At 56.4% G+C, this 13,009-nt stretch carries 10 protein-coding genes, 2 tRNA genes and 1 rRNA gene; 1 reads left to right on the top strand and 12 read right to left on the bottom strand.

Going from position 1 to position 13,009, the window contains the following annotated elements; translation table 11 throughout:
- Window positions 1–39 precede the first annotated feature (39 nt).
- The 3 genes from KK925_RS07910 to KK925_RS07900 form a co-directional block, all read right to left on the bottom strand.
- Window positions 40–116 (bottom strand) — tRNA-Ile (locus tag KK925_RS07910).
- Between the two features lie 75 nt (window positions 117–191).
- A tRNA-Ala gene (locus KK925_RS07905) sits at window positions 192–264 on the bottom strand.
- Between the two features lie 250 nt (window positions 265–514).
- A 16S ribosomal RNA gene (locus KK925_RS07900) occupies window positions 515–2,051 on the bottom strand.
- Window positions 2,052–2,467: 416 nt separating this feature from the next.
- Between KK925_RS07900 and KK925_RS07895 the strand changes: the two genes are divergently transcribed.
- Entirely contained in the window at window positions 2,468–4,159 is a 1,692-nt protein-coding gene (locus KK925_RS07895) for an ArnT family glycosyltransferase (protein ID WP_174582239.1), read from the top strand.
- A gap of 130 nt (window positions 4,160–4,289) precedes the next feature.
- Here the strand turns inward: KK925_RS07895 and KK925_RS07890 are convergent, their stop codons facing one another.
- The 9 genes from KK925_RS07890 to rpmH form a co-directional block, all read right to left on the bottom strand.
- A complete protein-coding gene (locus KK925_RS07890; protein ID WP_174582238.1) occupies window positions 4,290–4,727 on the bottom strand; it encodes a methyltransferase family protein in 438 nt (145 codons plus the stop codon).
- An 869-nt stretch (window positions 4,728–5,596) separates the two neighbouring features.
- Window positions 5,597–5,746 (bottom strand): hypothetical protein, encoded by a 150-nt coding sequence (locus KK925_RS07885; protein ID WP_174582237.1) that lies wholly within the window; start codon window positions 5,744–5,746, stop codon window positions 5,597–5,599.
- Window positions 5,747–5,753: 7 nt separating this feature from the next.
- Window positions 5,754–6,116, bottom strand: coding sequence for a hypothetical protein (locus KK925_RS07880; RefSeq protein ID WP_174582236.1), 363 nt, complete (start codon window positions 6,114–6,116; stop codon window positions 5,754–5,756).
- A 1,461-nt stretch (window positions 6,117–7,577) separates the two neighbouring features.
- Window positions 7,578–7,748, bottom strand: coding sequence for a hypothetical protein (locus KK925_RS07875; protein WP_214096415.1), 171 nt, complete (start codon window positions 7,746–7,748; stop codon window positions 7,578–7,580).
- Between the two features lie 798 nt (window positions 7,749–8,546).
- Window positions 8,547–10,187 carry an L-aspartate oxidase gene (nadB, locus tag KK925_RS07870; RefSeq protein ID WP_174582275.1) on the bottom strand — a complete coding sequence of 547 codons (1,641 nt, stop codon included), beginning with the start codon at window positions 10,185–10,187 and terminating at the stop codon, window positions 8,547–8,549.
- Between the two features lie 248 nt (window positions 10,188–10,435).
- The gene (yidC, locus tag KK925_RS07865) at window positions 10,436–12,139 is read right to left on the bottom strand and encodes a membrane protein insertase YidC (RefSeq protein ID WP_174582234.1); all 1,704 of its coding nucleotides are present in this window, start codon (window positions 12,137–12,139) and stop codon (window positions 10,436–10,438) included.
- A gap of 6 nt (window positions 12,140–12,145) precedes the next feature.
- Window positions 12,146–12,409, bottom strand: coding sequence for a membrane protein insertion efficiency factor YidD (gene yidD, locus KK925_RS07860; protein ID WP_174582233.1), 264 nt, complete (start codon window positions 12,407–12,409; stop codon window positions 12,146–12,148).
- Window positions 12,406–12,711, bottom strand: coding sequence for a ribonuclease P protein component (rnpA, locus tag KK925_RS07855; protein ID WP_174582232.1), 306 nt, complete (start codon window positions 12,709–12,711; stop codon window positions 12,406–12,408). The genes yidD and rnpA overlap by 4 nt, the downstream gene beginning before the upstream one ends.
- A 52-nt stretch (window positions 12,712–12,763) precedes the next feature.
- Window positions 12,764–12,937, bottom strand: a complete 174-nt coding sequence (rpmH, locus tag KK925_RS07850) for a 50S ribosomal protein L34 (protein WP_174582231.1) — start codon at window positions 12,935–12,937, stop codon at window positions 12,764–12,766.
- Between the last annotated feature and the right edge of the window lie 72 nt (window positions 12,938–13,009).

Raw genomic sequence — 13,009 nt, 5'->3', positions numbered from 1 at the left:
TCCCGCACACTTGCCTCACAAGGAGGGACCAACTTACCCTGGTGGGCCTGACTGGGCTCGAACCAGTGACCCTGCGCTTATCAAGCGCATGCTCTAACCAACTGAGCTACAGGCCCCGGTCCATTCCAAAGTACCCAAGTCGACCCGGAGAAGTCAATGGGCCATCCCTTCAAGACCCAAACACCCAAAACTGGAGGCAAGGGGACTCGAACCCCTGACCTATAGCGTGCAAAGCTATCGCTCTACCAGCTGAGCTATGCCCCCTTGCGCCCTTTTGGGGGAAAGGGTCCAAAACTTTTTCCCGGCCGGACTCCAAGCCCCGATTGGCAAGTCCCGAATCCGAACAAGACTGAACTGTGCGGAACTCCCCGCGACTTCCCTTGTACAAAAGGGAAGAACTTCTGCCACCCCTGGCACCCTCACCAGGCACAGGACGTAGCAGTTCGACCTCGCCCGGACACCTCCCCGGAGGCCCCAAGCACCCCCGAGTAAGGGCCGAACTGTAACTCCGTAGAAAGGAGGTGATCCAGCCGCAGGTTCCCCTACGGCTACCTTGTTACGACTTCATCCCAATCACCAGCCATACCTTCGGCGGTCCTACGACCGACTTCGGGTACAGCCAGCTTTCAGGATGTGACGGGCGGTGTGTACAAGGCCCGGGAACGTATTCACGGCGCCGTAGCTGATGCGCCATTACTAGCGATTCCGGCTTCACGAAGGCGAGTTGCAGCCTTCGATCTGAACTGGGCCCGGTTTTGGGGATTGGCTCCGCCTCACGGCCTTGCTTCCCTTTGTGCCGGGCATTGTAGCACGTGTGCAGCCCTGGGCATAAGGGCCATACTGACTTGACGTCATCCCCACCTTCCTCCCCGTTGAACGGGGCAGTCCGTCCAGAGAGCCTCATCGGCAACAGGACGCAGGGGTTGCGCTCGTTGCGGGACTTAACCCAACACCTCACGGCACGAGCTGACGACAGCCATGCAGCACCTGTGCCGCTCGCCCTTTCGGGCCATCCCCTTTCGGGAACTGAACGCGGCATGTCAAGCCCAGGTAAGGTTCTTCGCGTTGCATCGAATTAAGCCACATGCTCCACCGCTTGTGCGGGCCCCCGTCAATTTCTTTGAGTTTTAGCCTTGCGGCCGTACTCCTCAGGCGGTGCGTTTAACGGGTTACCTACGGCACTGACGGGGTCGAATCCGCCAACGCCAAACGCACACCGTTTACGGCTAGGACTACCGGGGTATCTAATCCCGTTCGCTCCCCTAGCTTTCGTGTTTCAGGGTCAGGAACCTTCCAGGAAGCCGCCTTCGCCACCGGTGTTCCTCTCGATATCTACGCATTTCACCGCTACACCGAGAGTTCCGCTTCCCCCTCCGGTCCTCTAGCCGGGCAGTATCGAATGCCGTTCCACGGTTGAGCCGTGGGATTTCACATTCGACTTACCCGACCCCCTACACACCCTTTACGCCCAGTAAATCCGAGCAACGCTCGGGGCCTCTGTATTACCGCGGCTGCTGGCACAGAGTTTGCCGCCCCTTCCTCTCCGGGTACTATCAACTCTGCAGGGTATTAGCCTGCATCGCTTGTTCCCCGGTGACAGGGGTTTACAACCCGAAGGCCTTCTTCCCCCACGCGGCGTCGCTCCATCAGGCTTTCGCCCATTGTGAAAAATTCTCGACTGCTGCCACCCGTAGGTGTCTGGGCCGTGTCTCAGTCCCAGTGCGGCTGGCCGTCCTCTCAGACCAGCTACCCGTCGTAGCCTTGGTAGGCCATTACCCTACCAACTAGCTGATAGGCCGCGGGCTCCTCCCCAAGCGCGAGGTCCGGCAAAGCCGGATCCCCCGCTTTGATCCGGGTAGAACCCGGACCACATGCGGGATTACCCCACCTTTCGGCGGGCTATCCCCCACTTAGGGGCAGATTCCCACGTGTTACTCGCCCGTTCGCCGCTAATTCCACTACCTGTTGCCAGGTAGTAGAATCCGCTCGACTTGCATGTCTTATCCACGCCGCCAGCGTTCGCTCTGAGCCAGAATCAAACTCTCCGCAAAAGGAAAGTCCGATTCCGTTAACGGCTCTTTTTCCCACTACCCTCTCCGAACGAAGAGGGCAAGGGACAAGCCGCAGGAACTCAAAGAACTGGCGCGGGTGTTCCGCACAATTCAATCCTGTTCTGACTTCCCCAACGGAAGCCTCACCCAGGACCAGGAATCCCATTTCGGGACACCCATTTTCTCCCACGCGTTTTCAAAGAGCAACCGGGCCGGTTGGCCCAATCCTGTCCTCCCCTTTCGGGGGAAAGAAATAAACCAATTCCGAGCCGCCAAGTCAACCCCCTTTTGTTTGCCCAACCTGGCAGCGCTTCTTTGTACCAATATAAAAAGCAGGATTCCCGCGCTTGCAACTGCACCGTCGTCCCAGGAAACTTTCCTCCTTGAATCCTCGCTCCTGTCCCCTCTGGTCCAAGATGGCCCGTTGGAACTCACCTGGGTGGATTGCCGGTTTTCTTAGTCTCCTTTTCCTTTATTTCTCCGGTCTTTCCACCCTGCCTCTCCTGGACCGCGACGAGCCACGATTTGCCGAGGCGACGCGGGAGATGATCGAGCAATCCCGGTACCTTGTCCCGCATTTTAATGGAGTGCCGCGCTACGACAAACCTCCGGGGATCTACTGGACGATGATTCCTTTCTACCGGGTTTTGGGTCCAGGAGAGTTGGCTGCCCGTCTTCCCGTGGTTTTATCCACCTTTGCTCTCCTTGCCTTTGTCGGGACAACGAGCACCAGGCTTTTTGGCCCAAGAGCTGCCTTCTTAGCAATGCTTGGGCTGGGAACAAGTCTCCAGCTCCTTTTGCAGGGACGGCTTGCGGTGGCCGACACACCCATGGTCCTCTTCGTTTCCCTGACCCACTACTCCCTTTTTCGACTGCTGCACCGACCTGCTACCTCGCTCCTTCGGTGGCAGCTCTTCCTTTATGTCTCCCTTGCCCTGGGCTTTCTTTTCAAAGGACCGGTAGCCTGGCTTGTCCCCCTTGGGAGTGTCCTTCTCCATCGCTACGTCTTTTGCCGTTCCCCTTTACCCTGGAGACACGTCGGCCTAGCTTGGGGAATCCCCTTTTGCCTGGCTCTTACATCCCTTTGGGCTGTACCGGCCCTTCAACTGACCCATGGACAATGGGCGAGAGTTGGCTTGGGGGAACACGTTTTGGCCAGGGGTTGGGAAGCGTTTAACGGGCGCTTGTACATCCCCTTTTACTATTTTGTCACTCTATGGATCAGTCTTTTCCCTTGGTCCGGATTTATCCCAGCCGTTGTCCAATACTCCCTCAAGCATCGTCACGACCCTCGCATTTCCTTTCTCTGGGCGTGGTTTCTTTCTCCCATCCTCCTTTTTTCCTTCTATGCCACCCAGCTACCGCACTACATCCTGCCCGGCTTCCCAGCTTTCTTTCTTTTGTTCGGGGCGGCATGGAAAGAAAAACCTTCCCCCTCCTCGTTTGACCGGGCGTTTCTTTGCGTGTTTCTCATCATTTTTGTTCTTCTGGCAGGAGTATTGAGCTTTCTGGCAAAAGCCCTCTCTCCGTGTGCTCAAAAGCTTTCTTTTCTTTTGGCAAGCCTCTCCCTTCTGCTTCTAGCATGGTGTGTTTTGGGGCTTCTTGCCTTTCATGGGAAGGAATCCTGGGCCTACCTTCCCGTCCTTGTGGGAGCAATCAGTATGGGAATCTTTGCATCGGAACTTCGGAATCTTTCCCCCAGCCTGATCTTGGGCCAAGCGCTTCGCGCACATCCCTGTCCTTGTCCTTACGTAGCCAAGGGATTTGAAGAACCGAGTCTTGTCTTTTACTCTCGCCACCTCTGGATCTTTGAGGATGCTAGCTCCAAGGGTTCCCCTCTTGCCTCCCCTCCCACCAAGCTTGCCGAGTGCAAGGGAGAGCTCCAGGCGGTGGAGGAAAAGTCTCTTTCTACCTACCTTCGAATCCTCTTAGAAAAGAAGAGCTCCCCCGAGATTTCCCAATACTTTCCCAACAAAGGGAAAGAAACTCCCGGAGCAGTTGTTTTCCAGGGGCTAAACGTGGCTCGTTTTTCCTGGGTGTGGCTCACGTGGAAATGCCCACGAAGCGCTCCTGCCGTTCCCCCAAAACCAACCGCTTCTCCGAACTAAAAGGGAGAACCCTTTTGCCTCCGATCCCCAGGCTTTGGCGTGGGAGCCAGCTTGGGATCGATGGGAGAAAGGTCGGCGCGCGCGGCCCGAGTAGAGCATTGCCGGAGAAAGAAATCCCTGCTCCTTCTTTTTACAGCCACCGGCGGACTCTCTGGCAGTAGGAATCAAAAGCCATTCCAAATCGTTCCCGCAGCGTTGCTTCCTCAAGCGGGATGTGGCACTCGCCGACAATCGCAAAATAGAGCACACAGGCTAGCCAGAAATACGCGGAGCCAGTCCAGAACGGAAAAGCCATCATTATCGCCAACGTCCCCAAGTACATTGGGTTTCGAGACCAACGGAAAGGCCCCTCCTGGACGAGTCTCGGCGGGGCGTCAGTCGGGAGCCCCAAACAGTGATGCCTTGCCAAAAGGAGCCAAGCCCAGGAACTCGTCCCCAAACCTAAAAGAAAAAGGATGGCTCCACAAGCTTGGCAGACAACTCCATGGGCAATGGGAATCCATCGATCCATCACCAAAGCAAAACTCACAAGACAGAAGGCCCAGACAATGGCTGGAATCCGCGCCATCCAATCGATCATTTGAAGGAAAGGCTAAAAGAGTTATTTCCCCTCCGCAACCGTTCCCCACACCCTAAACAACGGCTCCACTCCCCAGGAAAGCTCGCCGACGACGACCCTTGAACCGTGTCACCCACGGTTTCCGTGCCGGAATATCACTGGCCCCACGGAAGCTAGCCACCCTTCTTGAAGTTTTTAACCCACAAGCGCCGCGCACGCCCCTGGCTATAGCCATGGAGAGGTTTAGTGCCAGCTGCAGTCAAGCCCTATGGAAGCGGCTTGGAGTTAGGCTGCAAGGCAAAGAACTCGCCTCCCTGGATCGGGTGGAGCTAGTCATGTTGGGTGATTGCGTCGTAACTGATTGATACGTGACAGAAAAAATGGCCATTGGCCCCATAGGGCCTAATGTTTTCCGCCCTTGGGGTCGACCACGGCTCTCATGCAGGGATTCGGAGGGTGGAGCCGACTCAGCGGGCGTGGGAGCCGCTGGCGGTAACGCCGCTGGGTGTTTCGTTATCGCATGGTAGCTGGACCACGGGGATCGTTTGGAGGGCGATCCAGGGGTTTTCCTCGGGAAAAAGGAAGCTTGGCGGCTTGGAGTTTCTTAAGATACCGGTCCAGCAGGAAGGCTCACGTGGGCACAAAGACGTGCGCAAGGGACCCGTTGCGGATCGTTGTGGGAGATCGGGCGGAGTTTGTAGCCCATCTTTAGAGCTTCGAGAAACCTCTTCCCACCGCGGAGAGTCGGTTTTCGGGCCGGACGGCTTCTCTAGGGGGAAGGCCCTTTTAGTCTGTTAGGATCTGATCCTTCCCCTCAAGCACTTTTTTCCGTCTCCAGGGCCTCTTCGAAAACTTAGAGCCTGACTTCACTCTAGGCTCTACGCAGAGTACCCATGACCACGATACAAGGAAAAAATGTGGCTCACCGAACGGTCAATCTTTTCCGGATCCCTTAGCTCTCCTTTTTCCATGCGCTGGGTGATCCATTCCCGTTCTTCCGGGATCTCGGCCGTATCGCTCTGCCGCATGGCCCGCTCATAGGCCAGGGGCTGGAGCTCTTTCGACTCCAAAAATCCGTTGTCCAGGAAGAATTCCTTCGACGTCCAACACTCGCTCCTTTCCTTCGGGAGAAGAGACCTGCGAAGTTCGATCGTCTACCCTTGCGGATATCCTCCAAGACTTACGGACTCCTTTGCAGTCGTAAGCCCATCCAAAATCTCCCCGCTCCTGGTGCCCCAGCGCGCGCAAGTTGGCCAAGCTCACCAACCGCCGGTCCCATACAAAAACCATCCGCAGTAACTTAAAAAACGCTTCTCCCCCATCCGTGATAACCTCTTGGGCCATTTCCGAATCGTCGCCGGTTGCTCCGAAAGACATGATGGGCGATCGGTCAGCCATTCTCCTTACCAATCCGCAGGAGGAGTTGCCGCTTTGCGGGCCGCCCCTCTCCGCCTCTAACCGTATTGCGCCAAACGCTTTCGCACCTTCCTCCCCCTCGAAATAGGAGGAAGTCGGACTAGGGATTTGAGATCCCGTAAGGGGCTCGAGAAGGAATCCTTCGGGAGGGTTATCCTCTCAAAAGGCAAAAAGTTTCCTGCGACAAGAAACGCAGGCGCGGGGAGCGAAGGAGTTCAGGAAAGACGCGTTTTGTTTGGTTGGGAAAACGCCGGCTTATCCTCCACAGCCGCCTTCAAATTTGTAATGGGCGATTGCTCCCCGGAAGAGCGCTCGAATACATCCTCTTCGAGGCTCAGGTTGCACCATGCCGTGCCACTCGCACGCCTGTGGACTGTGGTCGGGCAGCCAACTAGAGAAAGTACGCAAAAGAAAACATCTATCTCGAAAAAAGCTCGCCGTGAAGCGATTTTCACTTGTGGGAAAGAAACGACCCGCGAGTGAACTCGCAAGCTTTCTTGTCGAACGCAAAGATGGCTGACCTTCCTCATGCTCCCAACATCAGGCGTCTTTACGGCCGCCCTGGGCGAAACCAGAGCCTCGCCAATCCAAGCAAAATTCCGAGTTGTATTGACGTCGCTGTGCGCCGGGGGACCACCGTGAGGACACATCGAAGCGATCGCTCGAGCGTGTCCCCAGACCTCCCCAACACAGGCAGGTCGGGCGCATGGAAGCTACTGGCTCGACGTAGTCGAGGAAGGATGGCAGCTGCCGCCACGCCCAGCGGTGCTAACGGGCGCGAACCCGCTTGCCGGCCTTCCTCCGCTCTGCGGCGTTCGTGAGGTCGTCCATCCCGATCCTGGCAACGTCGGCCTTGATGGCGGCCCCGACGATGGCTCTCCTCGCTTTGGGGTTCATGTACCGAACGCAGCCGCATCTTTTTGTCGGAGTCCTGCCGGAGGCTTTTGTCTAGCGCTCTGGCTGCCATTGGAGGGAAAACGACGACGCAGCGCAAGGGAGCAAGTCGCCCTTGTCGCGCAACTATCCGCCGCCAAAGATTTTGCCCGTGCTTGTGGGGCAAAACTTTTTCACCCGACCTCTCGGCGCAGCATGGGGCTGGATCCCAGAGCGTGGCTTTCTTTCCTTTCGACGACGGGGTTCCGATACCATGTCCTATCGCGAACGACCCATTCTGCTTCCTTGGGCCGACCCGAGGCAGGGATGCGCGTTGGGTAGTCGCCCCCATGCAACGGGAACTTGATGCGGCCATCGATCGTGGAAAGCAAGACCCTCTCACCTTTACGTGTGTAGGTGCGCTTGTCGAAGTGCATGCTGACATGGGCAAAGCGGATGGTCGGAACGGGTGTCTCCTACCTAATGCATCCCCTTCCCTTGTCTCCCCTGTAGGCCTTGGACACCGTAGAAATGGCGTTGCAGCACATCTGGGTGCCCAACGGCGTTGGACTAGCACAGCAGGGTGTAGGCGCGCCACTGGTGCAGGGCTACCCTGTTCCAGACGCAATGCTCGCGCACCACGGGATTGACCCGGTGGCAAGCGTCGGCGTAGGCCGAGCAGAGTGTAGTAAGTCTTGCTTCTACCGGCGTAACATCCCGTTGGATCGACGCCTTCCCCATCATGGCTTACCTCCTTGGGGTGACATGCTAAGAACCCTCGATAGAGCGGCAGACGGTCTCGGCGCTCCCATTGCCGGCCGTGCCAACGGACTACGACGGCGACCACAGTTTGCCGCCCCACAGCGGCTTCTTCCACTCAAAGAAACGCTGGAACCGCCCCTCGCCGTCACACCCTGGAGCAGCTTAACGGGCATCGGCCACGGCGATACCAGGCAGGATCCCGACAAAAAGGTTACTGTCATCTGGCTGGAGCTCCTGGGAGATCACAGGCTACCCACGTTCGGCGCAGATCGCATCTGGAATCGCTCCCGTTTCGCTAGCCACCGCTCCGGCCAACGCGTTGCACCGATCCTGCGGACACCAGATCAGTTGGTCGGCCGTTGGGATGTACGCCGTTGCCATTGGTGACCCTCTCGATGATCTACCACATTCTACACCCCATGGGGAGCGCTTCATGGATCCGCCGTTTTTCCCGCGATGGAAATCGCGCGTTTCTTTGGGGAGGATCTATGAAAGAAGAGAAAAAAGATTCTCTCTTCCGCCTCTTTCTGCCCGAGGGAAAGAGAGGCAGCGAATGTGGTCAAATCCAGAAAGGGTCACGATTTTCCCCGTAAGCCTGGACCGCGTCTTCGCTGTTTGATCCCCCTTTTCCCTAGAAAAAAATCGTCTCGGAAACCCGCCTCTTCCTCCAAACCAGAGTTTGCTGGGAAAACCACCCCTTCTTCCCCTGCGCACCCGTCGCAAAAAAAGCTCCTCGTAATAGCCACTTGGACACGGAAAAATCAACGCGCTCTTCCTTCACCGACCCCTCAACGGAAGAGGCTCCCGCCAGAGCACGGTATCCTGCGGGGGCCTTGTAGCGTCTGGCTCGGGATAGTCCAGAACGTAGTGAAGTCCTCGACTTTCCCGCCGTGAAAGCGCACAGTCCACAATCAGGCAAGCGACCCATGCTAGGTTGCGAAGCTCGACGAGATCAGCAGTAAGGGACTGGCTTTCAAACATTTCCTCGATTTCCGATACGATTCCGTTAAGCCGCTGGCGCGCTCTTTGTAGCCGGGAGACCGTTCGCACAATGCCAACGTAGTCCCACATGAGCTGTCGAATTTCCCGCCAGTTCTGAGCGATGATGAGACGCTCGTCGGAGAGAGTCTTTCCCCGCGGATCCCATTCGGGAAGGGTTACGGCCAAGCGCGAAGCCTGTTCCTTCTGTGCGGCACGGGCAGCTCGGTCTGCCATCACCGCGGCTTCCAAAAGGGAATTGCTTGCCAACCGGTTGGCTCCGTGGAACCCCGTGCAAGCCACCTCTCCAATTGCCCAAAGACCGGGCAGCGGGGTGCGGCCTTCCCAATCTGTGACAATCCCCCCGCACTGGTAATGGGCGGCCGGTACCACCGGAATCGGTTCTTCGGCAATATCCAGGCCGACAGAAAGACATTTAGCATAAATCGTGGGAAACCGCTTCGTAAGATACGCTCTTCCCTTGTGCCGGATGTCCAAATAGACACACGGGTGACCGCTTTTCTTAATCTCCGCTTCAATCGCCCGCGCTACCACATCTCTCGGGGCTAGCTCCTTCAAAGGATGAACCGCCTCCATAAACCTCTGGCCCTGGGCATTGAGCAAAATCCCTCCCTCCCCTCGCACGGCTTCGCTAATGAGAAAATTTTTGGCTGCCGGATGATACAAACAGGTAGGATGAAACTGGATAAACTCCATATTTGCGATGGGCACCCCCGCGCGAAAAGCCATAGCAACCCCATCCCCCGTCGCCACATCGGGGTTAGAGGTGTAAAGATAGGTTTTCCCACAGCCGCCCGTGGCCAGAACCGTGTGTTGGCCCAAAAAAGCAGCCATTTTTCCCGTAGCCCGTTCCAAAGCATAGATCCCGATGCATCGATCCTGCGCATCGAAACCCAACCGGCGCAACGTGATGAGTTCTACGGCCATCCAACCAGGAAAAACACTCACCCTCGGATGGGAGGCAACGCGGTCCCAGAGCACCTTTTCGATAGCCTCTCCTGTGGCGTCATCCACATGAAGGATTCTCCTTCGGGAATGCCCGCCTTCCCTGCCCAGGTCAAATTCGTCCCCTTCCCCACTTTCTCGAGCAGTAAACGGAACCCCTAATTCCACAAGTTCACGGACAACACCCGGCCCCGCCTCCACGATCGTTCTCACGACGGGTTCTTTGCAAAGACCAGCCCCAGCCAAGAGAGTGTCCTGAATGTGGAGTTCCAACGAGTCATCCGGAGACATCACGCACGCTATCCCCCCCTGGGCATAGCGGGTGTTACTTTCCTGCGGGTTTCCCTTGGTCAGAAGGGCTACAGTTCCCCTTTGAGCGCTCTTCCAAGCAAAAAAAAGCCCTGCCAAGCCGCTGCCTACCACCACAAAATCAAACTCCCGGGCGGCTTGAAAGGAAGGAGTAGAATCATCCATCACGCCTTACCCAGCCTTTTTTCGGATCCAACCGTATCTTGTATCCCCACAAACCCGCTAACCTCTTGGCCCGGTCCCGTTTTCTGCAGGGATATCATCCGGTTCATTTCTTTGCCCAAAAAGCAAGACAAGCCGCTCACCGGTCCCACCCATGCAAGCAACAGGTTGACACCTTGGTGCTTGACTGGGTTCCTCCCGGGCCACTGGCCGGTATCCTCTCCAGGACCAAAAGGATCCGGCTTGGTCCTTCACCGACGCAAGGCGGAAAACCCGGGACGCTTCTTTCGCTTTTGCAACGTGGGAGGGGGTTGTTTGAGATTCCAATAGGTCTGGAAAATCGTACAGATATTGTTCACGGTCCAGTAGAGGCATAAGGCTGACGCGAAATTGTACAAAAAGATGACAAACACAAACGGCAACCACTGGATCAATTTTAGCTGCGGGTTATCTCCGGAAGAAGGTTGTAATCGAGCAAGAATGAATTGCGTCCCCGCCATGATCAATGGGAGAACGTTCACGTCAAAACCCACAACCGGCAAAGTGTACACGGTGTCAGGTTGGGTGAGATCCTGGATCCAGAGAAAAGACTGGTGACGCAATTCCACGGAAGTTTGAAGTAAACGATAGAAGCCGATAAAAATGGGGATCTGGATGAGAATCGGCAAACAACCACCCGTGGGGTTCACTCCGTATTCTTTGTACAATTTAAACGTTTCTGATTGGATTTTCTGGGGGTCGTCTTTGTATCGCTCTTGGATCTCCCTGATTTTGGGTGTTAAAAGCTGCATGGCTCTCATCTGCCGATTGGCGAGAGACTGCAGCGGCCAGGCAAGAGCTTTTAAGGTAAGTGTAAAGACGATAATGACCACCCCATAGTTGGGAATGAGCCGGTGAAGGCCATTCATAATGCCCAACAGGGGTTTGATGATCCAGCCCCACATTCCAAACTCCATTGCCATTTCTGCGTCCCGGCCCAAAGCCTGTAGCCTGCGGTATTCCTTTGGGCCCGCGTACAGAAGAAACTCCTGGGCCGTCGTTTTCCCTTTCGGGACTGACAGGGAGGGAAACCGTGCCAGGGCCTGGATGGCTAGAGTTTCAACCCGATTCCCTTTTCGATCGAAAACCCAGATCGGTTGCCGGAAACAAAGGACCTCGTCGGGAGGAAACTGGGAATCCGGCAAGAGAAGAAGGAGAAAATACTGGCTTTTGACGGCCGCCCAGCCGAGCTCCCCTTCCTGGCTCACAATGCGATCCCTAGCCTCCCGCCATGTGACCCCAAGAAAGCTGGAGGGATTAAAGTCCAGGACGCTGGCGCGGCCCACCCGCAGCTCCTTGGCAAAAAACCAGTTAGCCGCAAGCTCCCTTGGGGGTTCCTGTGACGCTGCAGGAGAACCGATTCCTAGATTCAGCCACCATTCGGAAACTGATGCGTCATGGTCGGACGGGTTCGTCAGCCGCTGTTCCATGCGAATGAGGTAATCGCCGGCCAACCGATAATGCCGTTCCAACAGGATCCCTCCCGGGAGGGTTGTGCGAAAGATGACCTCTCCAGGCTTTTGGTCGGTTTCAAACTGGGTCAACGGCTGCGGCCCTTGTTCTCCCCCCTTCCAAAGAATCATTTCCAAGACCGGATCACGAGCATCCCGGTTAAGAATGACATGACCCCGATTCCCCCAGTGTTTCTTTAACTCGACGTTCAAAACGCCACCGCCCGCACTGGTTAGCACCGCACGGATAGACTCATTTTCCAAAACAATCGAAGGTGCCGTCTCGGGGGAAGCATGGCCTAAAGGCCACTGGCTCACTCCGGGGCCGGCTGCGAGACTCTTGCGCGGAAGCGCCCGGCTCGGCTCTTCCGCTGGCTGGGTCGGATAGCGTTGCTGGAGGTAGAGTTGCCAGGCCAAAAGGAGAAGAAGACAGATCAATACGGCGGTCCAATTGGATCGATCCATCGCCTTTTATGACCTTCCGTTTCTTTTGCGTGGGCCAGGCAACCTGGGCGGGACAGGATCGTACCCATATCCCCCCCAAGGATGGCAACGCAACAATCGCCGCATTGCCAAGTAGACTCCGACTCCCCATCCATGCCGTTCCACTGCTTCGACGAAATACACGGAACAGGTGGGAAAATATCGACAATGACCGAGCCCTCCAAGCCAGAAAACACGGAGAGGAGTGCCCAGCACACGATACAACCAAAGAAGCTTTCGAGCCGGACTCATCGCTGGGAGGAGAACTTTCGATACAATCGTAGCATCTTTTCCCGCAACGACCAAAAGTCGAGCTGAGTAGCCGGTTCCCTTGCTACCCAGGCAAGATAATACGGTTTGTCTCCCACCCCGACCCATCTGCGATAAATTTCCCGCATCCTCCGCCGCAACCGGTTCCGCAGAACTGCCCTCTTAAGTTTCCGGCTCACCAGGAAAGCCACCTCCGCCGGCTCGGAAGGATCCTCCTTGGGAAGGGTAAAAAGCAGGACTGCCGGGTCAGACCATCGTGTTCCCTCGGAAAAAAGCCGCTCCATTAAAGCCTTTTTTCTAACGATGCAGGCTCTAGGAAGCCGCTCGCGTTTCGGTCTAGGTCCGGGTGTGTCGGGCAAACTTGTGTCGGGTTCGCGCTGGTACCAATCGATACCGTCCCTTTTTCCTTCTTCGCCGCAAGATCAAGCGCCCCAGGCGGGTTCGTGTGCGCGCCAAAAAACCGTACTGTCTCAGACAGCGTTTCTTGGAGGGTTGATACGTCCGCTTCATCGTTGCCTGATTGTCGTCTCCTGGATCAAACCGCTCCTAGCCGCGGATAGACCAAATTCCTCAAAACTCCTC

It is taken from the genome of Candidatus Methylacidithermus pantelleriae (genome assembly GCF_905250085.1).
Lineage (GTDB): Bacteria > Verrucomicrobiota > Verrucomicrobiia > Methylacidiphilales > Methylacidiphilaceae > Methylacidithermus > Methylacidithermus pantelleriae.
Note: the sequence above shows the minus strand (reverse complement) of the source record. Positions and strands in the feature narration are given on the sequence as shown.

Excerpts from the sequence above, each read along its gene's own strand:
- KK925_RS07895 (WP_174582239.1), top strand. The coding sequence starts at position 2,468 with ATGGCCCGTTGGAACTCACCTGGGTGGATTGCCGGTTTTCTTAGTCTC.
- KK925_RS07890 (WP_174582238.1), bottom strand. The coding sequence starts at position 4,727 with ATGGCGCGGATTCCAGCCATTGTCTGGGCCTTCTGTCTTGTGAGTTTT.
- KK925_RS07885 (WP_174582237.1), bottom strand. The coding sequence starts at position 5,746 with ATGCGGCAGAGCGATACGGCCGAGATCCCGGAAGAACGGGAATGGATC.
- KK925_RS07880 (WP_174582236.1), bottom strand. The coding sequence starts at position 6,116 with ATGGCTGACCGATCGCCCATCATGTCTTTCGGAGCAACCGGCGACGAT.
- KK925_RS07875 (WP_214096415.1), bottom strand. The coding sequence starts at position 7,748 with ATGGGGAAGGCGTCGATCCAACGGGATGTTACGCCGGTAGAAGCAAGA.
- nadB (WP_174582275.1), bottom strand. The coding sequence starts at position 10,187 with ATGGATGATTCTACTCCTTCCTTTCAAGCCGCCCGGGAGTTTGATTTT.
- yidC (WP_174582234.1), bottom strand. The coding sequence starts at position 12,139 with ATGGATCGATCCAATTGGACCGCCGTATTGATCTGTCTTCTTCTCCTT.
- yidD (WP_174582233.1), bottom strand. The coding sequence starts at position 12,409 with ATGAGTCCGGCTCGAAAGCTTCTTTGGTTGTATCGTGTGCTGGGCACT.
- rnpA (WP_174582232.1), bottom strand. The coding sequence starts at position 12,711 with ATGGAGCGGCTTTTTTCCGAGGGAACACGATGGTCTGACCCGGCAGTC.
- rpmH (WP_174582231.1), bottom strand. The coding sequence starts at position 12,937 with ATGAAGCGGACGTATCAACCCTCCAAGAAACGCTGTCTGAGACAGTAC.